This is a genomic window from Micromonospora sp. DT68 (assembly GCF_049847245.1).
In the GTDB taxonomy this organism is placed as follows: domain Bacteria; phylum Actinomycetota; class Actinomycetes; order Mycobacteriales; family Micromonosporaceae; genus Micromonospora; species Micromonospora profundi.
Map to the genome: position 1 here is coordinate 350,275 of NZ_JBNCNZ010000002.1, position 24,912 is coordinate 375,186.

Here is a 24,912-nt window from a genome sequence, read left to right on the forward strand (position 1 = left end):
GTGGAGGTCCGCACCGCCGGTGTCGCGCCCGCGTCAGCGGGCCGGCGGGTACCGCGCGGTTCGGGCCACCCGGGCGTTGTCGCTCGGGTGGCCCGCACCTCGGTCAGCTCAGCTGGCCGCTTCGATCTCGATGAGGTTGACCCGCTGGAACAGGTCCATCTCGACGTTCTTGACCTTGGACGAGTGGCCGTACACGTTCTCGCCGAAGCGGAGCGGGATCACCGGCATGTCCTTGGCCAGGATGTCCTCCGCCTGCTGGTACTTGGCGATTGCCTCGTCCTGCGTCTTGGCGGCGGCACCCTCCTTGAGGAGCTTGTCGAACTCCGGGTTGCTGTAGCCGTAGTAGTTCGACGAGCCGTTCGCGCTGTACAGCGGGCCGAGGTAGTTCTCCATGGTCGGGTAGTCCATCACCCAACCCATCCGGAAGGCGCCCACCGGCTGCTTGGCCTCGACCTTGGTCAGCAGGTCGGCGAACTTCGGCTCGGCCGAGCCGACGGCGTCGACACCCAGGTTGGCCTTGAGCTGGTTGACCGTGGCGTCGACCCAGTCCTTGTGACCGCCGTCGCCGTTGTAGGAGATGACGATCTTCGACGGGCCGCCAGCGGCCTGGTAGAGCTTCTTGGCCTCGGTCGGGTTGAACTCCCCGGCCGCACCCGCCGTGTTCTCCCGGTAGCCCGGAAGCACCGGCGAGACGAACGAACGTGCCGGCGCCTGCGAGTCCTTGAAGACCGACTTGGTGATCTCGTCACGGTCGATCGCCATCGAGATGGCCTTGCGCACGTCCGGGTTGCTGTAGTCCTTGTCGAACGTCGGGAACGCGAGGAACTGGAACGACGACATCGGGCTGGACTGGTAGCGGTCGCCCAGATCGCTCGGCGCGGTGCTCAGGCTCTCGGTCGGGATCGTGGGCAGCACGTCCAGGTTGTCGGCGAGGACGTCCGCGTAGGCCGCGGTGAGCTGCTGGTAGATCCGGAACTCGACGTTCTTGACCTTGGGCTTCTCGCCCGGGTACGCGTCGTACCGCTCGACCTCGATCTTGCTGTCGTGCTGCCAGGAGCCCTTCATCTTGAAGGGGCCCTGACCGATCGGCGCCTGCTCGTACGAGTCCTTGATCACGCCCGGGGCCGAGAACGCGGCGTCCGGCAGCGGGAAGAACGCGGTGTAGCCCAGCGTCGTCTTGAAGTCGATGTACGGCTCGGAGAGGGTCACCTGGAAGGTCAGGTCGTCGACCTTCTTCAGGCCGGACAACTCCTTGGCCTTCGGCTTGTCGCCCTGCATGTCGGCGTAGCCAGCGATCTTCTCGAAGAAGTAGTTGCTGTCCTGGCCGTTGGGGGCGTACGCGCCGTAGTTCCAGGCGTTGATGTAGTCCTCGGACGTCACCTTCTCGCCGTTGTGGAAGGTGTAGCCGTCCTTCAACTTGATCGTCCAGACCTTGTTGTCGGACGAGGTCACCGACTCCGCCGCCACCTCGTACGGCTTGTTCTGGGCGTCGTAGTCGATGAGCGGGCTGAACAGGCCGGCGAGGACCTGCGCACCCGACGTCTCGGTGGTGTTTGTGGGAACCAGGTGCTTCGGCTCGCTGATCTGGATGCTGACCGCTGAACTTCCGCTTCCGCCGGACCCACCGTCTCCGCCGCTGCCGCAGGCCGCGAGGCCCAGCGTCACCGCGAGCGGGAGGGCGGTCCAGGCGGCGAGCCTACGAACTCGCATTGTGCCTCCTCATCTCCTCACGCTGCGCAGTCAGGCCCGACGCTGGGTTTACGCTGCGCAACAAGCGGCAACGGTAGGTCGCGCTACCGGCCGTCGACAACGGCTCGGTAGCGGGCGCGTAACGGTCGGAATACCCTGCCGGGTGACGCAGGCGACAGTCGCCTGTATCGAATCGGACGGGCTGGCTCTGGCCTAGACATATTCGCGTCTGGTCAGGTGCCCACTGTGTTCGTGTGGCCCGGATTCGCCACTGCTCGGTTCGTCGTCCGGGCTCCGCCCGATCGATCACTCTGACCGGTCCGCGCGTGACCAGCTCCACAAATGCTCACTGATAGTGACGAGAAGTGTGTCACTATCCGTTACTGATTCGGGTCCGGGTGCCCGTCCAGCGAGGTCGTCTGAAGGGCAGGTGCCGGACATGAGACGATCTGCTCGTGACGGCGACGCTTCTGGACGGCAAGGCGACCGCGGCGGAGATCAAGGACGAGCTGCGGATACGCGTGAAGGCACTCGCGGAACGCGGCATCATCCCCGGGCTGGGCACGGTCCTGGTCGGCGCGGATCCCGGCAGCCAGGCGTACGTCAACGGCAAACACCGTGACTGCGCCGAGGTCGGCATCGCCTCGATCCGGCGGGAACTGCCGGCCGACGCCACCCAGCAGCAGGTCGACGATGTCATTGCCGAGCTGAACGCCGACCCGGCGTGCCACGGCTACATCGTCCAACTGCCGCTGCCGGCCCACCTCGACACCCAGCGCGTGCTGGAGCTGATCGACCCGGACAAGGACGCCGACGGCCTGCACCCGGTCAACCTGGGGCGACTCGTGCTCGGCTACGACGGGCCGCTGCCCTGCACCCCGCGCGGCATCGTGGAGCTGCTCCGCCGGCACGACGTGGCGCTGCGCGGCGCGACAGTGGCGGTTGTCGGCCGGGGCAACACCGTCGGCCGACCGCTCGGCCTGCTGCTCACCCGCCGCAGCGAGAACGCCACTGTGACGCTCTGCCACACCGGCACGCTCGACCTCGCCTCGCACACCAGGGCCGCCGACATCGTGATCGTCGCGGCAGGCGTACCCGGTCTGCTCACCGCCGACATGATCCGGCCCGGCGCCGTTGTCGTCGACGTGGGCATCACCCGGGTGATCGGCGCGGACGGCAAGGGCCGCTACACCGGTGACGTGGCCCCGGAGGTGGCCGAGACGGCCGGTGGGCTGGTGCCCATGCCCGGTGGTGTCGGTCCCATGACGCGGGCCATGCTGCTCACCAACGTGGTCGAACGCGCCGAGCGCGGCTGAAGTGTAAGGAAGGGCACCTTTCTTGCCGCCACCCGCGTCTGACGGGGCCCTTCCTGGCTCAACCAGGCCGTAACCGTCCGCCCCTGGCCTGATCGGTGCCAGGATGGCTGATACGGTCCGGAAAACCGACTGGTAGCAGGGAGTGGGACGACCATGGGTAAGAAGGTCACTGTCGTCGGGGCTGGCTTCTACGGCTCCACCACCGCACAGCGCCTGGCCGAGTACGACGTCTTCGACACCGTCGTGATCACCGACATCGTGGATGGCAAGCCCGCGGGACTCGCCCTGGACCTCAACCAGTCGCGGGCCATCGAGGGCTTCGAGACCAAGGTCGTCGGCGTGACCACCGGCCCGAACGGCGAGGGCTACGAGGCCATCGAGGGCTCCGACGTCGTGGTGATCACCGCAGGCCTGCCGCGTAAGCCCGGCATGAGCCGCATGGACCTGCTCGAGACCAACGCCAAGATCGTCCGGCAGGTGTCCGAGAACGTGGCCAAGTACGCCCCGAACGCCGTGGTCATCGTGGTCTCCAACCCGCTGGACGAGATGACCGCCCTGGCCCAGCTGGCCACCCAGTTCCCGAAGAACCGGGTGCTCGGCCAGGCCGGCATGCTGGACAGCGCCCGGTTCACCAACTTCGTCGCCGAGGCGTTGAGCGTCCCGGTCGCGTCCGTACGGACGCTCACCCTGGGCTCGCACGGCGACACCATGGTGCCGGTGCCATCGAAGAGCACCGTCAACGGCAAGCCACTGCGTGACGCGATGCCGGCCGCGCAGATCGAGGAGCTGGTCGTCAAGACCCGCAACGGTGGCGCCGAGGTCGTCGCGCTGCTCAAGACCGGTTCGGCGTACTACGCGCCGTCCGCCGCCGCCGCCCGGATGGCCAAGGCCGTCGCCGAGGACTCCGGCGCGGTCATGCCGGTCTGCGCGTGGGTCGACGGCGAGTACGGCATCTCCGGCGTCTACCTGGGTGTCGAGGCCGAGATCGGCGCCGAGGGCGTCAAGCGGGTCGTCGAGACCGACCTGGACGCCGACGAGCTGGCAAGCCTGAAGGAGGCCGCCGAGGCCGTCCGCGCCAAGCAGGGCGACGTCGCCAGCATGTGATCGAACCCAGCCCATGCTGAAGGGGCGCGCCGGCAGAGCCGGCGCGCCCCTTCAGCGTCCGCGTCCCTTCCGCCTCGCCCCACCCGCCCCGGCGCGGCCCGATCCTGGTTGTAGTGGTCTCCTGGGCTCTCCAGGCCCATGTATCCAGGAACAAGCGCGATCTTGGCCCGCTCGACTGATGATCATGGTTGGTGGAAGGGTGTGAAGGGGTCGCCCAGATGCGGCGTGGCGAGTACGACGGGCGAGAGGCTGCCGAGCAGGCCGGTGCGGGAGCGCCGGGCCGCCTCCGGGTCCACCTCGTGGGCGTACGCCAGGTCGGGGTCGACCAGTTGCACGGCGTGCACCAGCAGGTCACCGGTGAACAGCATCCGCTCGTCGGCCGCCTCCAGCAGCACCGACTGGTGGCCGGGGGTGTGCCCGGGAGTTGGCAGCAGTCGTACCCCCGGGGTGAGGGTGGTCTCGCCGTCGACCACCCGGAGCTGGCCGGCGGCGCGCAAGGGCGCGACAAGGCTTGCCCGCAGCCCGGGGTTGATCATCTCCAGGGCGGCCAGCTCGGCCCGCTGCACGAGGTAGTTCGCATTGGGGAAGTACGGCCGCCCCGGCGTGCCGGTCACCGCCCAACCGACGTGGTCGGTGTGCAGGTGGGTAAGCACGACGGCCCGCACGTCGTCCGGGTCGATCCCGGCCGAGGCCAGCTCCGCCGGCAGCCGGCCCGGCACCGGCGCCCAGCTCGCGGCGGGGGAGTCCACCGGCCCGATACCGGCGTCGACAAGGGTTACCGGCCCGTCGCCGGCACGGAGGGCGAAGCTGCGGAACGGCAGCAACCACCGCCCGTCGACGGTGACACTTGTCGGGTCGCGCCGGTCGGCCTCCCGCCAGTGCGCCGCGGTGGCCGCCGGAAACGCCCTCGCGCGGGACTGGAAGAACGGCCCCTCCCCGTCGGTGAGTGGGGTGACCGTGATAGACCCGAGGGTGCGGCTCAGAGGCATCGGGTGATGGTGCCAGGGAAATCCTGTGCCGTGCAGCCCGGTATCCGCCGGCCGGTCGAGGCCGGGTGGGGGCTGCCGGCCCATTTGCAGTACGCTCGTACTGCTTGAGCACGTGTCCCCCGAGAGGAGCGCCGGCCGATGGCGAAGATCAAGGTAAACAACCCGGTCGTGGAGCTCGACGGCGACGAGATGACCCGGATTATCTGGAAGCAGATCCGGGAGCAGCTGATCCTGCCCTACCTCGACGTCGACCTGCACTACTACGACCTGTCGATCCAGCACCGCGACGAGACCGACGACCAGGTCACCGTTGACGCCGCCAACGCCATCAAGGAGCACGGCGTCGGCGTCAAGTGCGCGACCATCACCCCGGACGAGGCCCGGGTGGAGGAGTTCGGCCTGAAGAAGATGTGGCGGTCGCCCAACGGCACCATCCGCAACATCCTCGGCGGCGTCGTCTTCCGCGAGCCGATCATCATGTCCAACGTGCCGCGGCTGGTCCCCGGCTGGACCAAGCCGATCATCATCGGCCGGCACGCCCACGGTGACCAGTACAAGGCCACCGACTTCGTCGTCCCCGGCCCGGGCACGGTGACCATCACCTACACCCCGGCCGACGGCGGCGCCCCCATGGAGATGGAGGTCGCCAACTTCCCCGGCGGCGGCATCGCCATGGGCATGTACAACTACGACGAGTCGATCCGGGACTTCGCCCGCGCCTCGTTCCGGTACGGCCTGGACCGCAACTACCCGGTCTACCTGTCCACCAAGAACACCATCCTCAAGGCGTACGACGGCCGGTTCAAGGACATCTTCGCCGAGGTGTTCGAGAACGAGTTCAAGGCCGAGTTCGACGCCGCCGGCATCACCTATGAGCACCGGCTGATCGACGACATGGTCGCCGCCGCGCTCAAGTGGGAGGGCGGCTACGTCTGGGCCTGCAAGAACTACGACGGTGACGTGCAGTCCGACACCGTCGCGCAGGGCTTCGGCTCGCTGGGTCTGATGACCTCGGTCCTGCTCTCCCCGGACGGCCGTACCGTCGAGGCCGAGGCCGCGCACGGCACTGTCACCCGGCACTACCGGCAGTACCAGAAGGGCGAGAAGACCTCGACCAACCCGATCGCGTCGATCTACGCCTGGACCCGGGGCCTCGCCCACCGGGGCAAGCTGGACGGCACGCCGGCGGTGACCGAGTTCGCCAACACTCTGGAGCAGGTCATCGTCGACACCGTCGAAGGCGGCCAGATGACCAAGGACCTCGCGCTGCTCATCTCGCGCGACGCGCCGTGGCTGACCACCGACGAGTTCATGAACGCGCTCGACGAGAACCTGGCCCGCAAGATCGCTGGCTGATCCAGCAGTACCGACAGCGGAGCCCGCCGGCACCAGCCGGCGGGCTCCGGCTTGTCTGGCAGGTGACACGCCTCCGGCGTCACCGCCCCCGGCGCGCCTCGTTGACCAGGGTGGACGAGATGCCAGTCGCGTCCACGGAAGGTTGACCGCGGTCGACCCGCTGCGTGCGTGCCGATCAGGCAGCCTTCCCGGCTGTGGCGTGCACAGCCAGCCGTCCCTTCCCTGCGGGGGGCCCTGTCCCGGGCCCCCCGCGCCCTGTTTCTCAGGGGTTAGGCGTTAGGAAGGGACCCTTCCTATGCACGAGGCGTTAACAGGGGGCCCTTCCTTCAGGCGGCGCGTAGCAGGTCGGCGGCCCGCTCGGGGGCGATGTCGTTGATGAAGACGCCCATCCCCGACTCGGAACCGGCCAGGTACTTCAGCTTGTCGGCGGCCCGCCGGATGCTGAACAGCTGCAGGTGCAGGTGCCCCAGCTCGCGGTCGATCCGGACGGGCGCCTGGTGCCACGCGGCGATGTAGGGCATCGGCATGTCGAACAGCCCGTCGAAGCGGCGCAGCAGGTCCAGGTAAAGCGGGCCGAAGGCCTCCCGCTCGTCGTCGTCAAGCGCCGGGATGTCCGGCACCACCCGGCGCGGCGCGACGTGCACCTCGAACGGCCATCGGGCCGCCGCCGGCACGAACGCCGTCCAGTGGTCGTTCTCGACGACCACGCGGTCACCTGTGGCGCGCTCGGCGGCCAGCACGTCGGCGTACAGGTTGCCCCCGTTGGTCCGCTCGGCGTGCCGGCGAGCCGCGGCCAGCAGCGCCCGGGTGCGCGGCGTCACGAAGGGGTACGCGTAGATCTGCCCGTGCGGGTGGTGCAGTGTGACACCGATCTCGACGCCCCGGTTCTCGAAGCAGAACACCTGCTCCACGCCGGGCAACTCACCGAGCACCTCGGTGCGGTCGGCGAGCGCGTCCAGGACGGTGCGGACCCGGCGCGGGGGGAGGCTGGCGAAGGACGCGTTGTGATCCGACGTGAAGCAGACCACCTCGCACCTGCCCAGCCCGGGCCGGACCGGCGTGAACGGGGTGATCTCGCCGGGCTCGTCGGCGACCCGGCCGCTCAGCGACGGGAACCGGTTCTCGAAGACCACCACGTCGTAGTCGGAGGCAGGGATCTCGGTCAGCCGGTCGCCCACCGACGGGTCCAGCGGGCACTCGTCGGCGGGCGGGAGGAAGGTGCGGGTCTGCCGGTGCACGGCGACTGCCACCCACTCGTCGGTAAGCGGGTCGTAGCGCAGCTGCGAGGCGGGCGGCGGTGGTGGCAGGTCCCGGCGGTCGGGCTGGTCGCGGACGGCGTCGTCGTTCTCGTCGAAATAGATCAGCTCCCGGCCGTCGGCCAGGTCGATCGCGGTGCGCTTCACTGCGCCGCCCCCTCACTCGTCGGCGTGCGCGTCGCGCGGCCCGCCCCCGTTGCCTTCACCATTACCAATTCGCCCACCTGTTCGCCGAGTGCCCGCCGTGCGGGCGGGGGCAACCGGTCGTCGCTCACCAGCACGTGCGCCGCTGCCAGTTCGACGATCGAGGAGATGCCCACGGTGCCCCACTTGGTGTGGTCGGCGAGCACCACGAGCCGGTCCGCCGCGGCCACCAGCGCCCTGTCGGTCTCCGCCTCCATGAGGTTCGGGGTGGTGAAGCCGGCCCGTTCGGTGATGCCGTGCACCCCGAGGAACAGCAGGTCCAGGTGCAGCGTCCGGATGGCGTCGACAGCGAGCGGCCCGACGAGGGCGTCCGAGGGCGTACGCACACCGCCGGTGAGCACCACCGTCTGATCGGATCGACCGGCGGCGTGCAGCACCTCGGCCACCGGCAGCGAATTGGTCACCACGGTCAGGCCGGGAACGTCCACCAGCCTGCGGGCCAGCTCGGCTGTCGTGGTGCCGGCGGACAGCGCGATCGCCGCACCCGGGCGGACCATCTTCGCCGCCCGGTCCGCGATCGCGGCCTTCTCCGCCAGTTGACGCACCGACTTGGCGCGGAAGCCCGGCTCGTCGGTCGAGCTGGGGCCGGTCGCGGTGGCGCCCCCGTGCACCTTTGCCAGTAGGCCGCGCTCGTCGAGCGCCTCCAGGTCACGCCGGATGGTCATGTCGGAGACGCCGAACTCGGTGGCCAGGTCACTCACCCGTACACCGCCGGCCGAGCGGACCCGCTCCAGGATGGCCGCCTGCCGCTGTTGAGCGAACATCTCGCGTTTCCTCCCCGGCGCCACGCACTCTCACGCGCTCGAACGTGTTCCAACAAAGACGAACACTAGCGCGTACGCCGAAGCGGTGGAAGGAAAGGGGGTGGCCGACGACTCAGGCGGACGGGATCTTGAGCTCCACCCAGCCGGTCTCGGTGAGGTGTTGCAGCACAGCCTCCACCGCGTCCGCCACGCTCAGGTCGGTGGTGTCGAGCACCAGATCGGCGTCGGTCGGCACCTCGTACGGGTCGTCGATGCCAGTCATCCCGGTGAGCAGGCCGGCCCGGGCGCGCGCGTACAGGCCCTTGCGGTCCCGCTGCTCACACACCTCCAGCGGCGTGGCGACGTGCACAAGCGTGAAGCCCGCCCCGGCGGCAAGCGCCATCTCCCGGGCGGTCGCCCGCGCAGCCGCGTACGGGGCGATCGGGCAGCAGATGCCCACCCCGCGATGCCGGGCGATCTCGGCCGCCACCCAGCCGATCCGCCGCACGTTGAGATCCCGGTCGGCCTTGCTGAAGCCGAGCCCGGCAGAGAGCTCCCGGCGCACCACGTCCCCGTCGAGCAGCGTCACCGTTCGGTCGCCGCTCTCCCGCAGCGCGTCCGCCAACCCCCGGGCGATCGTGGACTTGCCGGAGCCGGACAGGCCGGTCAGGAAGACCACAAGGCCCCGGTGCCGGCGCGGCGGCCGGGCACGAGCCAGCTCTTTCGCCACCGCCGGAGGGGTGTGCCACTCCGGCAGCGGGAAACCCCTGTCGAGCAGATCGTCGATCTCGCCCTGGGTCAGCGCCAGGCGGCGGTTACGCGGCGGGATGTCGTCCCGCCAGCGCCACTGCCCGTCCCGGTTGTCGTACGCCAACTCGCGGGGCACCAGCACCCGAAGCCCGGCGCCGGAGAGCATCTCCCCGGTGGAGAGCAGGTGGGTCACCCCGTACGCGGCGGAGACCCGGGCGCGCAGCAGGGCGTCGCTGATCTCCTCCCGCCGGTGCGACAGGGGCACCGCCACAAGGGTCGCCGGTGGCATCCGGTCCCGGGCGGCGAAGATCGTACGCACCAGCGCCTCCGGCGCGAGCCCACCGACACCGCCCTCACCGACCGGGATCATCACCAGCAGGTGCGCGGCCAGCGTACGTGCGGCGTGCGCGATCTGGGCCAGCTGCGGCCGGTGCAGTGGCCGATCGGCGATGACACCCAGCACCCGGCCCGGGGGCAGCAGCGCACGGACCTCCTCCGGGCTGCGGCGCAGCCGCTGGAACGGGCCGTGACCGCCGTCGCCGAGCCGTTGCACCTGACCGCCGACTCCGGCCACGCCCTCGCGGACCGACCACACGTCCACCACGTCCAGGGCGGCCGCCGGGGCGCCCTCGCCGTCGGTGAGCACAAGCGCCCGGCGGGCCGGGTCGCGCGGATCGAAGCCCTGCGCGAGCGCGCTCGGCACCTGGAGGGTCACCGGCACCTGCCACGGGGTGTCGTCGGCAAGGCGCCCACGACGGCTCACCGACACCAGGTCGGCGCGGGTCATGAAGCCGGTCAGGGGGGCGTACGCGCCGGTCAGCAGCAGCTCCAGATCCGCGAGCTCACCGGGACGCGGCGTGTACGCCGGCGCGTCCCGGAGCACCTCGTCGGGAAGCACCCAGCCGTTGCTCATCAACACCCCCACTCGGTGATCGGCACACAGTTTCGCAGCCCACCGCCGATCGGTCGAGGCCGCCACTCCACGACGCCGGGCGGGTCGGTCAGCGGCGGACCCTACGACCCACCGCAGACCGTAGCCGGTTCCAGACTTTCCGCTCGTCGCGGATGCGCGGACGGGCGCCGTCGGCACGACAGACGAAGATCAGCGGCAGCCGCGAGTCCTCCGTCCACCCGGCATTGGTGATCCGTGCCTTGATGAGCCAGCTGCCCCGGGTCCGGCCGCCGTTGAGGGACCGGAAGTCGATCGTGGTGGTGGCCCGGTGCACCAGGTGGATGGTCTCCCCGGCGGCCTGGTCACCGACCCGCTCGGTCTCGAAGGTCACCGGGAGGAAGATCTCGTCGCCGGTCTCCCGGCGGCGGGCGACCAGATCCAGCCGCGCCTTGCGGACCTGCTGGGTGGCGTCGAGGACCTCGGGGTCGATCTCGTCGACCGGGATCACCAGCACGTCCCGCTCGTCGTCGCTGCGGAAGCCGATCGGCTGGCCTCCGGAGCGCAGTTCGGCGGCGACGGTGACGGCGACGGCGTGCTCCTTGGGCCGGAGGTCGTCGATCCGGCTGTGCCCGGCGACGCCCGCCTCCCAGCGGGCCAGTCGGCGCAGGTCAGCGACCCGTCCCTGCCCGGCCAGGTAGGCCACGGCCCGTTGCAGGGGCGGCAGGCCGGCGGCCACACCGGGCGCGAACCGGTCCTGGATGATCTTCTGGACCTCCAGTGCGACCTGCTCCACCCAGTCCTCCGGGGCCTCCAACAGCCGCTTGCCACGTAGCCGGTTGGTCATCTCGTTGCGCAGCCACCGCCGGTGCAGCCGGTCACGCAGCGGACCCGGCTCGGTGTTGGCGTCCACGATGTCAAGCGCGTCCCGCACGCTCGCGAAGTAGCTCGACGGCTCCATCAGCGCCGCCGTGACGTTGCGGCTGTCGCCCCGCTGGGCGTGGTGGTAGCAGGTGTAGTCGGACAGCACGCAGGTGCGGCGCGACCTGAAGTAGGCCCGTACGACAAGCGAGTGGTCCTCGAGCCGCCGCTTGCCGCCCTCCGGGAACCGCAGCCCGTGCTCGAGCAGGAACGAACGACGGAACAGCTTGTGGCAGGTGAGGCTGTCGATGAGCGGGGCGTTGGACAGTGTGGCGTCGAAGCGGTTCTTGCGGAACAACTCCCGCGGCACACCACGTCCGTGCCCGGCCATCTTGCCGATCACCAGGTCCGCGTCGTACGTCTTCGCGCAGTCGTAGAGCCGCTCCAGCGCCTGGTCGGCGAACCAGTCGTCGTCGTCGGCGAAGAAGACGTACTCGCCGCGGGCGTGCTCGATGCCCACGTTGCGGGGACGCGACGGCCAACCCGAGTTCTCGATGTGCAGCACCCGGATGTGCTCGTGTGTGGCGGCCAGCCGATCCAACCGTTCGGCGGTGTCGTCGGTCGATCCGTCGTCGACGAAGACCGCCTCGAACTCGCCGGCGGGCAGCGACTGCCGCAGCAGCGACGACACCAGCTTCTCGATGTGCTGTCCGCTGTTGTAGGCAGGTACGACGACACTGACCTTGGGGGCGCCAGCCTCGACCATCACGATCCTCCCGCGTCGGCGGCCGAATGTCCGTCGGGACACCGTCCGGTGAACGGAATGTGAATCGTGCCATCCGGGATCGGCGATTTTCTCGGCGGGGTATCACGGCGTGCCCGGAGCGGCGCAAACGTCCCGTGTTCTCGCGACGGGACCTTAGGGGTCGGACTGTCGCGAGGATCAGGGGAGCACCGGGGGCGCGCCGGTGCCCCTCGGGGGCATCGACTCCATACGCTGACGTCGTGACACTGATCGCGACCCAGTCGCTCACCAAGACGTACGGAGGTCGGGTCACCGCACTCGCCGACCTCACCGTTGCCGTCGAGCCCGGGATCATCGGTCTGGTGGGCGCGAACGGCGCAGGCAAGTCCACCTTGATCAAGATCCTGCTCGGCCTGATCCCACCGACCAGCGGTCAGGTCTCGGTGCTCGGCATCGACCCGACCGCCGATCCGGCGGCGGTCCGTGCCCGCGTCGGTTACATGCCTGAGCACGACTGTCTCCCGCCGGACCTGTCCGCCGCCGAACTGGTGACGCACCTCGGCCGGATGAGTGGCCTACCCCGCACCACGGCCCGCGAACGCGCCTCCGAGGCGCTGCGCCACGTCGGGCTCTACGAGGAGCGCTACCGTCCGGTGGGCGGCTACTCCACAGGCATGAAGCAGCGGGTCAAGCTGGCCCAGGCGCTTGTGCACGACCCGGACCTGTTGCTGCTCGACGAGCCGACGAACGGGCTGGATCCCGCCGGCCGGGACGCCATGCTGGCGCTTGTGCACCGGATCGGCACCGAGTTCGGCATCTCCGTGCTGGTGTGCTCGCACCTGCTGGGCGAGGTCGAGCGGATCTGCGACACGCTTGTCGCCATCGACGGCGGCCGGCTGCTGCGCGCCGACCGCATCTCGGCGATGACCTCGGCCACCGACGTGCTCGCCGTCGAGGTCAGCGAGGGCACCGAGGAGTTGGCCGCCCGGCTGGCCGCACTCGACCTGCCGGTGGCGCGCGACGGGCGGCTGCTGCTCGTTCCGCTCGCCGACGACAGCACCTATGACCTGATCCTCGGTGCGGTCGCCGAGCTGGACCTGCCACTGCACCGACTGGACCAGCGCCGGCACCGGGTGGCCGAACTCTTCGCCACGAGGGAGCTCTCCCATGCCTGAGCAGTCATCCGCCGCCGTGCGGTCCACGCCCACAGGTGTCATCCACGACATCGGCTACCAGCGCTACACGGGGCCCCGGCTGGGCCGTCGGCACGTCTTCGGCGCGCTCTACGTGCACGGCCTGCGCACCACGTTCGGCTTCGGACGCAGCGTCAAGGCCAAGATCTTCCCGTGGCTCGTGGTCGGGATCGTCACACTGGTCGCCGTGGCCCTCGCGGCGGTACGCAGCCAGATCGGCGAGCCGGTCGCCACGTACGCCCAGTTCGCCGACTCGATGAGCTGGCTTGTCATCTTCTTCGTGGCGGTGGCCGCGCCGGAGCTGGTCTCGCGGGACCTGCGCAGCGGGGTGCTGCCGTTGTACTTCTCCCGGCCGCTGCCGCGCAACGACTACGCGCTCGCCAAGCTGCTGGCACTCGTCACGGCGCTGTGGCTGCTGCTGGGCGGGCCGCAGCTGGTGATGTTCCTCGGTGCGGCGTTCACCACCAAGGACGGCATGAGCGGGGTCTGGAACGAACTGCTCGACCTGCTTCCCGGGCTGCTCTACGCCGGGCTGTGGGCGGTGGTCTTCGCCTCGATCGGGCTCCTTGTCGCATCGCTGACCGGCAAGCGCGCGTTCGCCGCCGGAGGCGTGGTGGCGGTCTTCCTGATGACCACACCGATCGTGGGCACGCTGAGCATCCTGCCGTCGACGACTGCAAACGAACTGGCCGGCCTGGCCTCGCCCTCCACCCTCGTGCAGGGCGTCGGCATCTGGTCGCTCGGCGACCTGCTTGTCGAGAACGGCCAGGGCGGCGCGATGATCGGCGACTTCGGTCCGGTCTACGCCCTGGCCGCGGTGCTGCTGGTCGCCGGTGCGACCGCCCTCCTGCTGGCCCGCTACCGGAAGGTCGCATCCTGATGAGCACGCTGAGCCTGACCGGGGTGTCCCGGTGGTACGGCAACGTGGTCGCCGTCAACGACATCAGCATGGATCTCGGGCCGGGCGTCACCGGTCTGCTCGGCCCGAACGGCGCCGGCAAGACCACGCTGCTGCACATGATGGCCGGTTTCCTGTCCCCGTCGCGCGGCACTGTGACCCTCGACGACCAGCCGACCTGGCGTAACCCCGACGTGTACCGCCGGCTGGGCCTGGTAAGCGAGCGGGAGGCGGTGCAGAGCTTCCTCAGCGCGTACGAGTTCGTGCTGGCGAGCGCGAAGCTGCACCGGCTGCCCGACCCTGCGGCGGCGGCCCGCCGGGCCATCGACCTCGTGGAGTTGGAGTCGGCGCAGGACCGGCGGATCGGCACGTACTCCAAGGGCATGCGGCAGCGGGCCCGGGTGGCCGCCGCCATGGTGCACGACCCGCAGGTGCTGCTGCTCGACGAGCCGTTCAACGGCATGGACCCGCGCCAGCGGCTGCACATGATGGAGTTGCTGCACAAGCTGGGCGATGCCGGGCGGACCATCCTGTTCAGCTCGCACATCCTGGAGGAGGTCGAGCAGATCTCCGGCACGGTGCAGGTGATGGTGGCCGGTCGGCTTGCCGCCTCCGGTGACTTCCGCACCATCCGCCGGCTGATGACCAACCGTCCGCACGTGTTCGCGGTTCGCTCCACCGACGACCGGGCGTTGGCAGTGGCGCTCATCGCCGAGGAGTCGGTGAACGGTGTCGAACTGGACCGCACCGGGCTGACGGTGCGGGCCGGCGACTACGGGGCCTTCACCCGGGCGCTGCCCCGGATCGCGCTGACCCGGGGCATTCGGGTGCGCCAACTGGTGCCGTCGGATGAATCCCTGGAAAGCGTCTTCTCCTACCTCGTGGAGGCCTGACCGGTGAGTGCGAGGAGTGAACGAGCGCAGCGAGTGAGCCCCGCAGTCACGAACGAAAGAAGCTGAGATGTCGACAATTACCTGGATCACCGCGCGCGGGCTGTTCGGCCGGCGTCGGTTCCTGCTGCTGCTCCCGCTGCCACTTGTGCTGCTCGGTCTGGCAGTGCTCTGCCGCTCGCTTGGCGTCGACCCGGGCCAGTGGGGTCCGCCGGTGCTTGTCGGCCTCGGTCTGGCGGTCGTGCTGCCGGTCGTCGCGCTGATCATCGGCACCGGCGTGCTGGGTGCCGAGATCGACGACGGCACAGTGGTGCACATCCTGACCAAGCCGCTGCCGCGCTGGCAGATCGTTCTGCCGAAGCTCGCGGTGTCCGCCGGGGTCACAGCGGCCACAGTCGCGGTGCCGCTGTACGTCGCGGGCGTGCTCGCCGATTCGGTACGCCTCGGCCTGGCGCTGGCGGCCGCGGCGGCGCTCGGCGCGCTCGCGTACTCGGCGTTCTTCCTCGCGCTCAGCCTGGTCACCCGGCGGCCGGTGCTGCTCGGCCTGGTCTACGTGCTGATCTGGGAGGGGCTGCTGGGCAACTTCGTCAGCGGCACGAAGGTGCTCTCGATCCAGCAGTACGTGATCGCCCTGGCCGACCGGCTCGCACCCACCGGGCTGCTGGAGACCAGCGTGTCGGTGCCTGTGGCATCGGTGATGACCGCGTTGGTGAGCGTCGGCTTCACAGTGCTGGCCATCGACCGTCTGCGGTCGTTCAGCGTGGCCGGCGAGACGAGCTGAGGTCAGTGCGAGGCGGTGCTCCGGCCAGCCACCCCACGGCGGTAGGGCTGGCCGGATGGACCGGCCGGGTCACGCCGGGCGAGGCTGGTGGGCGTGATCGTCGAAGCGGAGCGGACGTCGTTGACTGAGCCGTACTCCCGGAGCAGCCGGCCCTGGCTGACCAGCCTGGCAGCCGCCGGGCTGGCCTGCGCCATCGTCACCACGGCGGCCCAGGGCATCGGCAAATTTCACTGGTGGGCGGTGTTCATCCTGATCCCGGCCGCGTTGATGGCAGCCAGCGGTGGGCCGCTGCTGGCCCGGGGCGGTGGTCGGGCCTTCGGCGGTTACATGCTCGCCTGCGTCGGTGGCCTCGTCTTCGCGGTGGGCGCGCTGCTGATGTTCGGGGTGATGGGGCTGGGCTGGCCCCTGCTGGTGGTGCTGCCCTGCCTGGCGGTCGCCGGCACCTACGGGTGGCGGGCGGCCGACCCGCTGGCCCGTGGCCTGCACCGGGCGGTGGCCCTGCTCGCGCTCACCGCCGTGCTGCTCGGTGTGACTCTGCAACTGATCCGGGTGGACCTGATCCGGCTGGAGACCGGCTGGTGGGGGGCGTTCCTGATGCTGGCCGGGGCCATCGTGCTGGGCAACGCGGGGGAGTTGACCAGGCACCGGATGCCGTACCGCCTCCAGGCGATCACCCTGCTGGTGGGGCCGGCGGTGATCGCGTTCCTGCTCGGGTTGCGCTTCCTGCGCGGCTGGTGAGCTGTTAGGAAGGGCCCCCTTTTATGCATCAGGCGTTAATAGGGGGCCCTTCCTTGCAGGTCAGAAGGCGCTGGCGATGACGAGTTCCGGAGTGCGGTCGGGCAGCAGGTCGAGCTTGCCGATCCGACCGGCCGCGCGCAGGTCGTCTGCGACAAGCGTGAGCTGCTCCAGCAGGTCGGCCGGGCCGAGCGCCTCGGCCAGCGGCACCTCCGCCTTCATCGACAGCTTCCGCTCCGACTTGGCCCGTCGCACCTGGCTCAACGCGTCACCGGCCAGCCGCAGCAGCGCCGGATCACCCGAACCTTCGATCGTCGACGCCACCTCGTACGTGGTGGGCCACGGCGCGCGGTGCACCGACCCGTACCGCCACCACGACCAGACCTCCTCGGTGACGTACGGCAGCACCGGGGCGAACAGGCGCAGTTGCACCGACAGCGCCGATGCCAGAGCCGCCCGTGCCGATTCGGCAGCCGCTCCCGTGCCGTACGCGCGCTCCTTCACCAACTCGATGTAGTCGTCGCAGAACCGCCAGAAGAACGCCTCGGTCGCCTGCAACGCGGCAGTGTGGTCGTACGCGTCGAAGGCGGCGCCCGCGGCGGTGACCACGGTGGCCAGTTCGGCGAGCATCGCCCGGTCCAGCGGGGCGGTCGCCGGGGTGCGCAACGCGTCCGCGGCACCGAGCCCGAGGGCGAACTTCGACGCGTTGAGCAGCTTGGTGGCCAGCCGTCGGCCGACCTTGATCTGCGCCGGGTCGAAGGCCAGGTCCATCCCGGGTTTGCCGCTGGCAGCCCAGTAGCGCACCGCGTCCGAGCCGTGCTGCTCCAGCAGCGCCAGCGGGGTGACCACGTTCCCCTTGGACTTGGCCATCTTCTTGCGGTCCGGGTCGAGGATCCAACCCGAGAGCACGGTGTCCCGCCACGGCAGCACCCCGTGCTCGAAGTGCGAGCGGACCACGCTGGAGAAGAGCCAGGTCCGGATGATCTCCTGCCCCTGCGGGCGGAGGTCCATCGGGAAGACCTGCGCGAACAGCTCCGGGTCGGTCTCCCAACCGCCGACGATCTGCGGGGTCAGCGACGATGTGGCCCAGGTGTCCAGCACGTCCGGGTCACCGACGAAACCGCCGGGCTGGCCGCGCTGTGACTCGTCGTAGCCGGGGGCCGGATCACTGGACGGGTCGACCGGCAGCGCCGACTCGTCCGGCGTGAGAGGGTGGGACCAGTCCGGCTCGCCAGCGTTGTCGAGCCGGTACCACACAGGCACCGGCACACCGAAGAAGCGTTGGCGGCTGACCAGCCAGTCCCCGGTGAGACCGCTCACCCAGTGGTCGTAGCGGTGCTTCATGTGCGCCGGCACCCAGCGCAGCTCCTCGCCCCGGGCCAGCAACGTCGCCCGCAGCTCAGCATCCCGGCCGCCGTTGCGCAGGTACCACTGCCGGGTCGACACGATCTCCAGCGGCCGGTCGCCGCGTTCGTAGAACTTCACCGGGTGCGTGATCGGGCGGGGCTCGCCGATGAGGTCACCCGCGTCGGCGAGCATCCCGACGATCTCCCGGCGGGCGCCGTTGACGGTCTGCCCGGCCAGCGCCGCGTACGGCTGCGCCGGCACACCGGCCGGCGGCTCGGGAAGCAGACGACCGTCCCGGCCGATCACCACACGGGTGTCCAACCGCAGCTCGCGCCACCACGTCACGTCGCTCAGGTCGCCGAACGTGCAGACCATGGCGACGCCGGTGCCCTTCGCGGGGTCGGCGAGCGGGTGGGCGTGCACCGGCACCTCGACGTCGAACAGCGGGCTTCGCACCGTACCGCCGACCAGTTCGGCGTACCGCTCGTCGTCGGGGTGGCAGACCAGCGCCACGCAGGCCGGCAGCAACTCGGGTCGGGTGGTGTCGATGAGCACCTCACGCCCGGCCGGGCCGGTGAACCGCAGCCGGTGGTAGGCGCCGGGGCGCTCCCGGTCCTCCAGCTCCGCCTGCGCGACGGCGGTGGCGAAGCCGACGTCCCACAGCGTCGGCGCCTCCGCCTGGTACGCCTCACCGCGCAGCAGGTTGCGCACGAACGCCCGCTGGCTCGTCGCGCGGGCCACGCGGCCGATCGTCGTGTACGTCAGCGACCAGTCCACCGAGAGGCCGAGCCGCCGCCACAGGGCCTCGAAGACCTGCTCGTCGGCGACTGTCAGCCGCTCGCACAACTCGATGAAGTTGCGCCGGGAGATGGGGGTGGGGTCGCGGCGTGCCGCGTCGTCGACAGGCGTCGCCGGTGGCCGCCACACCGGGTCGTACGGCAGCGCCGGATCGCAGCGCACCCCGTACACGTTCTGCACGCGACGCTCGGTGGGCAGCCCGTTGTCGTCCCAGCCCATCGGGTAGAAGACGGCCTTGCCGCGCATCCGCTGGTACCGCGCGACGGTGTCGGTGTGCGTGTACGAGAAGACGTGACCCATGTGCAGCTCGCCCGATACGGTGGGCGGCGGGGTGTCGATGGCGTACACGTCGGCGCGCTTCTTCGAGCGGTCGAACGCGTACGTGCCCTCCTCTTGCCAGCGGCGCGCCCAGCTCTCCTCGAGCCCGTCCAGACTCGGACGCTCGGGAACGCCGGCGCGGGTGGTCCTCGCCGTATCGGTCATCCTGCGATCGTAGGCACCGCGAGGGTGCCGGGCCACGTAGTTGCGCAGCACCGGGCTCAGACCAGCGAGTCGCGCCACTGCCGGTGCAGGGCCGCGTACCGGCCGCCGGCCGCGGCCAGCACGGCGGGTGGGCCGTCCTCGACGAGGCGTCCGCCGTCGAGGACGAGCACCCGGTCGGCAGTCTCCACTGTGGAGAGCCGATGTGCGATCACCAGGGCGGTCCGGTCCCGCAGGATGGTGCCGAGTGCCCGCTGCACGAGCCGTTCGGTCGGCACGTCAAGCGAGGACGTCGCCTCGTCCAGGATCAGCACTGTCGGGTCGGCCAGGAACGCCCGGGCGAACGCGACGAGCTGCCGCTGCCCGGCGGAGAGCCGACCGCCGCGCCTGTGCACCTGCGTGGCGTACCCGTCGGGAAGCGCGGCGATGAAGTCGTGCGCGCCGATGGCCTGCGCGGCGGCCTGGACCTCGGCGTCGTCGGCGTCCGGGCGGCCGAACCGGATGTTCTCGGCCACGGTGCCGCTGAACAGGTGGTTTTCCTGGGTGACAAGCACCACCGCGCGGCGCAGGTCGGCGTCGACCACCTCGCGCAGGTCGACACCGTCGAGGCGTACCGTGCCGGTGTCCGGGTCGTGGAACCGGGCGACCAGCTTGGCGATTGTCGACTTGCCCGCGCCGGTGGGCCCGATCAGCGCGACGGTCTGCCCGGCCGGCACTGTCAGATCCAACCCGTCGAGGATCGGGGTGCCTGCCAGGTAGCCGAACGAGACCGCCCGGAAGGTCAGCTCCCCCCGACCGCTGCCGGTCGGCAGCGGAACCGGCCGGATGGGCTCGGCGACGGCGGGCCGTTCGTCGAGCACCCCGGCCAGCTTCTCCAACGCGGCGGTGGCCGACTGGAGCGAGTTGTAGAACTGGCTCAGCTCCTGCATCGGCTCGAAGAAGCGGCGCAGGTACAGCAGGAACGCGGCGAGCACCCCGACCTCGGTGTGCCCGCCGAGCACCCGCCAGCCGCCGTAGCAGAGCACCACGGCGATCGTCACGTTGCCGATCAGCTTGATCGCCGGGGAGTACGTGGCGATCAGGCGGAACGCGTGCAGGCTGGAACGTCGGTAGTCGTCGCCGAGCGCCACGAAGATCCGCTGGTTGCGCGGCTCCCGGCGGAACGTCTGCACCGCACGGATGCCCCGCATGGACTCGACGAAGTGCACGATGACGAGCGCGACCGCCTCCCGGGTACGCCGGTACGCGCCGGCCGACGCCCGCGCGAACCAGCGGGACAGCACGAACAGGAACGGGAACGCGAACAGCGTCACCGCCGCCAGCGGCAGGTCCATCCAGAGCAGGATGGCGGCCACCGACAGGATCGACAGCGCGGCCAGCACCAGGCTGTCGATGCCGCCGTCGACGAGTTCGGCGATCGAGTCCAGATCGCTGGTCAGCCGGGAGACCATCCGGCCGGAGGTGTAGCGCTCGTGGAAGCCCACGGACAGCCGCAGGAAGTGCCCGAACACCCGCTGCCGCAGGTCAAGCAGGACGGCCTGGCCGATCCGGGCGGAGAGGGTCAGGAACCCACGCCGGGCCGCGTACTCGGTCACCGCGGCGACGGCGAACGCGGCGGCGACGGCGGCGAGCGGCCCGGCGTCCCCGGCCCGCAGCGGCGCGATGCCCCGGTCGATGCCGACCATCACCAGGTACGGCCCGGCCATCGCGGCGGCGTTCTGGGCCAGCAGCAGGCCGATCGCGGCGGCCAGCCGCCGCCGGTGCGGGCGGAGCAGGTCGGCCAGAAGTGCCCGACTGTGTCGGCGCAGCCGGGCCACCGCCTCGGGGGTGCTCTCCTCGGCCTGGCTGCGGTCGGCCTCCGGGTCGGTGGCCGTGCCGCGCCAGCGCGTCAGCTCCGGCTCCTGCTCCTGCTCTTGTTCCTCCGGCGGTGGGCCTGCCTGCTGCGGCACAGTCACGAGCGCACCAACCCCCACCCGTCGGAGGTGGGGGAACTGGACCCATCGCCTCCGCTCGGTGGTGGCTCGGCGGCGAGCAGCGCGCGGTACGCGGGTACTGTGGCCAGCAGTTCGGAATGCCGGCCGACAGCGACGATCCGGCCGCCGTCGAGCACTGCGACCCGGTCGGCAAGTGAGATCGTCGACGGCCGGTGCACCACAAGCAGCGCGGTGGTGGTGCGCAGGACCTGCCGCAGCGCCGCCTCGACAAGCGCCTCGGTGTGCACGTCCAGGGCGGACAGCGGGTCGTCGAGCACCAACAGTGCCGGCCGCCCCAGCACCGCCCGGGCCAACGCGAGCCGTTGGCGTTGACCGCCGGACAGCGACAGCCCCTGCTCACCCACCCGGGTGGCCAACCCCCACGGCAGGTCGTACGCGAAGTCGGCCTGGGCGAGCGCGAGGGCGGCGCGGACCTCGTCGTCGTCGGCGTCCGGGCGGCCCAGTGTGAGGTTCTCCCGCACCGACATGGAGAACAACGTGGGTTCCTCGAACGCCACCCCGACCAGTCGACGCAGCGAGGCCAGCCGGAGATCACGCAGGTCGTGCCCGTCCAGTGTGATCCGGCCGCCGGTCACCTCGTGCAGCCGGGGCACGAGGGAGAGCAACGTGCTCTTGCCGCTGCCGGTCGCGCCGACCAGTGCCAGCGTCTCGCCCGGCTCGATGGTCAGGTCGATCTCGCGCAGCACCGGCGCGGCGGTGCCCGGATAACAGAAGGCGACGCGTTCGAAGCGGAGCCTTCCGCGTACCGCGTCGCGGGACAACGTGAGCGCCTCGGGCGCGTCCACGATCTGCGGTGGGGTGTCCAGCACCTCCTGGATCCGGTCGGCGGCGGTCGCCGCCTCCTGACCGTTGGCGATGATCCAGCCCAGCGACTGCACCGGCCAGATGAGCATCAGCTGGAGGCTCGCGAACGCGACAAGCTCGCCGATGGTGAGCACACCCCGCGCGGCGGCGGCCGCCCCGGCCACCAGCACCACGCCGAGCGTCACGTTGGGCACCAGGTCGAGCAGCGCCGCGGTGTTGGCGAGCAGCCGGCCCTTGCCGACGCCCGTGTCGTGCAGGGTCCGGGCGCCGGCGGCGAAACGGGCGGCAAGTTCGGGCCCCCGGCCGTACGCCTTCATGGTGCGCAGACCCTGCGCGGTCTCCTCGACAAGCGTCGCCACATCGCCCTGCTGATCCTGCATCCGGCGGGACGCGGTGTGGTAGTGCCTGCCGAACCGTCGGGCGATCAGCAGCAGTGGCACCGCGCTGGCCGCGACAAGCAGCCCGAGCGCGGCGTGCAGGCGGATCAGCAGCAGCACCACCACCACGTAGGTGGCCAGGTTCAGCACCAGGAAGAACACACCGAACGAGAGGAACCGGCGAATCACCGACAGGTCGCTGGTGATCCGGGAGAGCAGTTGGCCGGACTGCCAGCGGTCGTGGAAGCTCGCCGGCAGCCGTTGCAGGTGGGCGTAGACGTCGGCGCGCAGAGTCGCCTCCATGCCCACCGCCGAGGACGACTGCACCCAGCGGCGGACGAAGATGAGCACCGCCTCGGCCACGCCGAGCAGCAGCGCCAGGCCACCGAGCTGGAGCAGCCCCGCGGGCTCGTGCCGGGCTATCGGCCCGTCCACCACCCGCTGCACCACAAGGGGTACGGCGATCCCGGCGGCAGTGCCCGCGAGCCCCGCGACAAGCAACCAGGCGAACTCGGCGGCGTACGGGCGCAGGTAGCGGCGCAGCCGCCAGAGGTTGTGCACGGAGTGGGTGCCCGAGGCGGCCCGGGCGGCCGGGTCGCCGTCGCTCTCCACAGGCACTACCCGACGGTAGCGTCAATATCTGTCGATGTTGCTGTCAGCTTGTTGTCAACCGCTGCTCGTGACCGAGCAGCCACCTCTTCACGTCGAGCCCCCAGCGGTAGCCACCGAGGCTGCCATCGGTGCGCAGGACCCGGTGACAGGGCACGAACAGCGCCGCCGCGTTACGGGCGCAGGCAGCCGCGGCTGCCCGTACCGCCGGTGGTCGGCCGGCCAGCGCCGCGTACCCGGTGTAGGTGACCGGGGTGCCGGCCGGGACTGACCGCAGCACCTGCCAGGCGTGGGCCATGAACACGCCTCCGGTGTGCTGCCGCACCGGGACGGCGTCGATGGCGGCGAGGTCACCGTCGAGGTAGGACCGGACGGCGGCGGTGACGGGCCCGAGGTCGGTGCGCTGCCGCAGCGGCGCGCGCAGGGTCGGGTGGATCAGGGGCAGCAGGGCCGCCGGGTCCGGTGTGAAGCCGGCCGCCAGGACGTCGCCGTCCGGGCCGGCGAGGATGCTCAATGGGCCGGTCGGCGTGCTCGTGATGGTGCTGTCGATGTTCATGCCGCTCTCCAGAGTCTGATCGTGGCGTAGGACCGCCAGGGCCGCCAGCGTTCGGCGTGCGCGTGGAGGGTGGTGTCGGGCAGGCCGAGTGCGGCGGCGCCGCGTCGGACCGCGAGGTCGGTGTCGAGCAGGACGTCCGGGTCGCCGAGGGCGCGCATGGCCAGGTAGTTCGCTGTCCACGGGCCAATGCCGGGCAGCGCGAGCAACTGCCGGACGGTTCCCTCCCGGTCACCTCCCGGCGCCAGGTCCACAGTCCCGTCGACAACCGCCCGAGCCAGAGCCCGCAGCGTCTCCCGCCGCCGAACAGGCATCCCAAACCCCGAATCCGGCACCCCCAGCACCTCCCCAGCGCCAAGAAACCCCCCACCCGGCCCCCCGCCCGCTCCCCCGCTCCGGTGATCATGAGGTTGGCGGGGGGTTTGATCTCCATCCGGCACGTCAACCTCATGATCATCGAGCGGGGACGGGGTGCCGGGCGGGGAAGGGGTGCCGGGCTGGGGGAGGGGAGGGCGGGCGGCGAGGAGGAGGCGGGTCAGGGTGGTGCGGGCGCTGGTGACCGAGACCTGCTGGCCGACGATGGCGCGTACGGCCATCTCGAAGCCGTCCACCGACCGGGGAACGCGGATGCCCGGCTCCGCCGCCACCACCGGGGCCAGCGCCGGGTCCGCCGCCAGTGTCCCGTCGACAGCTGTCGGGTCCGCGTCCAGGTCGAACAGGCGGCGGCAGCGGGCCACCGCCGGCGCCAGGTCACGCACGTCGGCCAGGCGCAGCGTCGCGGCCACGTACCCGTCGGTCGGGGTCAGCGCCACCTGACCGGTGCCGTGCGGCAACCGCAAACCCCTGTGGTACGTCCCGTCGCGCACCTCGTCCACCCCCGGCAGCGCCCGCACCGCCAGGAAGTCCAGGAGCGCCCGCGCGTGCAACGGCGGTCGGTACGCCAGTCGGAGCGTGATCGTTCCCGCCCCGGTCGCCACCTCGGGCCGGCCCCGGGCCGTGCGCAGGTCCGACGGCGCGCCCGCGTACACCTCTCGGATCGTGTCGTTGAACTGCCGCACACTGCCGAAGCCCGCGGCGAACGCGACCTCGGTCATTCCCAGGTCGGTCGTCTCGATCAGGATCCGGGCGGTCTGCGCCCGCTGCGCCCGGGCCAGCGCGAGCGGCCCGGCACCCATCTCGGCGCGCAGCATCCGGTGCAGGTGCCGCTCGGTGTAGCCGAGGCGGGCGGCCAACCCCGGTACGCCGTCGCGATCCACGACCCCGTCGGCGATCAGTCGCATCGCCCTACCGACCACGTCGGCGCGGACGTCCCATTCGGGGGAGCCGGGTGCGGCATCGGGTCGGCAGCGGCGACAGGCGCGCAGCCCCGCGCCCTGCGCCGCCGCTGCGGACGGAAAGAAACGGACGTTCTGTCGCTTGGGTGTGGTTGCCGGGCAGGACGGCCGGCAGTAGATGCCGGTGGACGTCACGCCGGTGTAGAACCAGCCGTCGAACCGCTGGTCACGGCTGTCCACGGCCCGGTAGCACCGCTCGAAGTCCATCTCCACGCCA

Annotated in this window: 19 protein-coding genes; 8 read left to right on the forward strand and 11 right to left on the reverse strand. The window is 70.8% G+C overall.

Features of this window, described 5'->3' with window-relative positions:
- Positions 1-108 precede the first annotated feature (108 nt).
- Entirely contained in the window at positions 109-1,710 is a 1,602-nt protein-coding gene (locus ACPXB1_RS04835) for a peptide ABC transporter substrate-binding protein (RefSeq protein ID WP_355590733.1), read from the reverse strand.
- Positions 1,711-2,144: 434 nt separating this feature from the next.
- Here ACPXB1_RS04835 and ACPXB1_RS04840 point away from each other — a divergent pair, with 434 nt between their 5' ends.
- Complete coding sequence (locus ACPXB1_RS04840) at positions 2,145-3,005, forward strand: bifunctional methylenetetrahydrofolate dehydrogenase/methenyltetrahydrofolate cyclohydrolase (protein ID WP_355590736.1); 861 nt, start codon at positions 2,145-2,147, stop codon at positions 3,003-3,005.
- Between the two features lie 153 nt (positions 3,006-3,158).
- Positions 3,159-4,109 (forward strand): malate dehydrogenase, encoded by a 951-nt coding sequence (locus ACPXB1_RS04845; RefSeq protein ID WP_355590739.1) that lies wholly within the window; start codon positions 3,159-3,161, stop codon positions 4,107-4,109.
- 182 nt (positions 4,110-4,291) lie between these two features.
- On the opposite strand, the gene ACPXB1_RS04850 is transcribed toward ACPXB1_RS04845, so the two are convergent.
- Positions 4,292-5,098, reverse strand: coding sequence for an MBL fold metallo-hydrolase (locus ACPXB1_RS04850; protein ID WP_355590742.1), 807 nt, complete (start codon positions 5,096-5,098; stop codon positions 4,292-4,294).
- Positions 5,099-5,236: 138 nt separating this feature from the next.
- Here ACPXB1_RS04850 and ACPXB1_RS04855 point away from each other — a divergent pair, with 138 nt between their 5' ends.
- Positions 5,237-6,454 (forward strand): NADP-dependent isocitrate dehydrogenase, encoded by a 1,218-nt coding sequence (locus tag ACPXB1_RS04855; RefSeq protein WP_053660478.1) that lies wholly within the window; start codon positions 5,237-5,239, stop codon positions 6,452-6,454.
- A 326-nt stretch (positions 6,455-6,780) separates the two neighbouring features.
- On the opposite strand, the gene galT is transcribed toward ACPXB1_RS04855, so the two are convergent.
- The 4 genes from galT to ACPXB1_RS04875 form a co-directional block, all read right to left on the reverse strand.
- Entirely contained in the window at positions 6,781-7,857 is a 1,077-nt protein-coding gene (galT, locus tag ACPXB1_RS04860; RefSeq protein WP_355590745.1) for a galactose-1-phosphate uridylyltransferase, read from the reverse strand.
- The gene (locus ACPXB1_RS04865) at positions 7,854-8,678 is read right to left on the reverse strand and encodes a DeoR/GlpR family DNA-binding transcription regulator (RefSeq protein ID WP_355590748.1); all 825 of its coding nucleotides are present in this window, start codon (positions 8,676-8,678) and stop codon (positions 7,854-7,856) included. Before ACPXB1_RS04865 ends, galT begins: the two co-directional genes overlap by 4 nt.
- Positions 8,679-8,790: 112 nt before the next feature.
- Positions 8,791-10,320 (reverse strand): adenylyl-sulfate kinase, encoded by a 1,530-nt coding sequence (cysC, locus tag ACPXB1_RS04870; RefSeq protein ID WP_355590751.1) that lies wholly within the window; start codon positions 10,318-10,320, stop codon positions 8,791-8,793.
- An 88-nt stretch (positions 10,321-10,408) separates the two neighbouring features.
- Complete coding sequence (locus tag ACPXB1_RS04875; protein ID WP_355590753.1) at positions 10,409-11,923, reverse strand: glycosyltransferase family 2 protein; 1,515 nt, start codon at positions 11,921-11,923, stop codon at positions 10,409-10,411.
- A 239-nt stretch (positions 11,924-12,162) separates the two neighbouring features.
- Between ACPXB1_RS04875 and ACPXB1_RS04880 the strand changes: the two genes are divergently transcribed.
- From ACPXB1_RS04880 to ACPXB1_RS04900, 5 genes are all read left to right on the forward strand, one after another.
- Complete coding sequence (locus ACPXB1_RS04880; protein WP_053660471.1) at positions 12,163-13,077, forward strand: ABC transporter ATP-binding protein; 915 nt, start codon at positions 12,163-12,165, stop codon at positions 13,075-13,077.
- Positions 13,070-13,975, forward strand: a complete 906-nt coding sequence (locus ACPXB1_RS04885) for an ABC transporter permease (RefSeq protein WP_355629837.1) — start codon at positions 13,070-13,072, stop codon at positions 13,973-13,975. The genes ACPXB1_RS04880 and ACPXB1_RS04885 overlap by 8 nt, the downstream gene beginning before the upstream one ends.
- Positions 13,975-14,886: an ABC transporter ATP-binding protein gene (locus ACPXB1_RS04890; RefSeq protein WP_355590759.1), complete on the forward strand. Its 912-nt coding sequence runs from the start codon at positions 13,975-13,977 to the stop codon at positions 14,884-14,886. The genes ACPXB1_RS04885 and ACPXB1_RS04890 overlap by 1 nt, the downstream gene beginning before the upstream one ends.
- A gap of 67 nt (positions 14,887-14,953) precedes the next feature.
- Positions 14,954-15,664, forward strand: a complete 711-nt coding sequence (locus ACPXB1_RS04895; RefSeq protein ID WP_053660464.1) for an ABC transporter permease subunit — start codon at positions 14,954-14,956, stop codon at positions 15,662-15,664.
- 93 nt (positions 15,665-15,757) lie between these two features.
- On the forward strand, positions 15,758-16,402 hold the full coding sequence (locus ACPXB1_RS04900) for a hypothetical protein (RefSeq protein ID WP_355590762.1): 645 nt from the start codon (positions 15,758-15,760) through the stop codon (positions 16,400-16,402).
- A 60-nt stretch (positions 16,403-16,462) separates the two neighbouring features.
- Here the strand turns inward: ACPXB1_RS04900 and valS are convergent, their stop codons facing one another.
- From valS to ACPXB1_RS04925, 5 genes are read right to left on the reverse strand one after another with little or no spacing between them, the layout of a single operon-like run.
- The gene (valS, locus tag ACPXB1_RS04905) at positions 16,463-19,027 is read right to left on the reverse strand and encodes a valine--tRNA ligase (protein WP_355590765.1); all 2,565 of its coding nucleotides are present in this window, start codon (positions 19,025-19,027) and stop codon (positions 16,463-16,465) included.
- A 56-nt stretch (positions 19,028-19,083) separates the two neighbouring features.
- Entirely contained in the window at positions 19,084-20,973 is a 1,890-nt protein-coding gene (locus tag ACPXB1_RS04910) for an ABC transporter ATP-binding protein (RefSeq protein ID WP_425734896.1), read from the reverse strand.
- Between the two features lie 2 nt (positions 20,974-20,975).
- Positions 20,976-22,817: an ABC transporter ATP-binding protein gene (locus ACPXB1_RS04915; RefSeq protein WP_355590768.1), complete on the reverse strand. Its 1,842-nt coding sequence runs from the start codon at positions 22,815-22,817 to the stop codon at positions 20,976-20,978.
- A 37-nt stretch (positions 22,818-22,854) separates the two neighbouring features.
- Positions 22,855-23,364 (reverse strand): methylated-DNA--[protein]-cysteine S-methyltransferase, encoded by a 510-nt coding sequence (locus ACPXB1_RS04920; RefSeq protein WP_355590771.1) that lies wholly within the window; start codon positions 23,362-23,364, stop codon positions 22,855-22,857.
- Positions 23,361-24,908, reverse strand: a complete 1,548-nt coding sequence (locus tag ACPXB1_RS04925; RefSeq protein WP_355590773.1) for a DNA-3-methyladenine glycosylase 2 family protein — start codon at positions 24,906-24,908, stop codon at positions 23,361-23,363. Before ACPXB1_RS04925 ends, ACPXB1_RS04920 begins: the two co-directional genes overlap by 4 nt.
- Between the last annotated feature and the right edge of the window lie 4 nt (positions 24,909-24,912).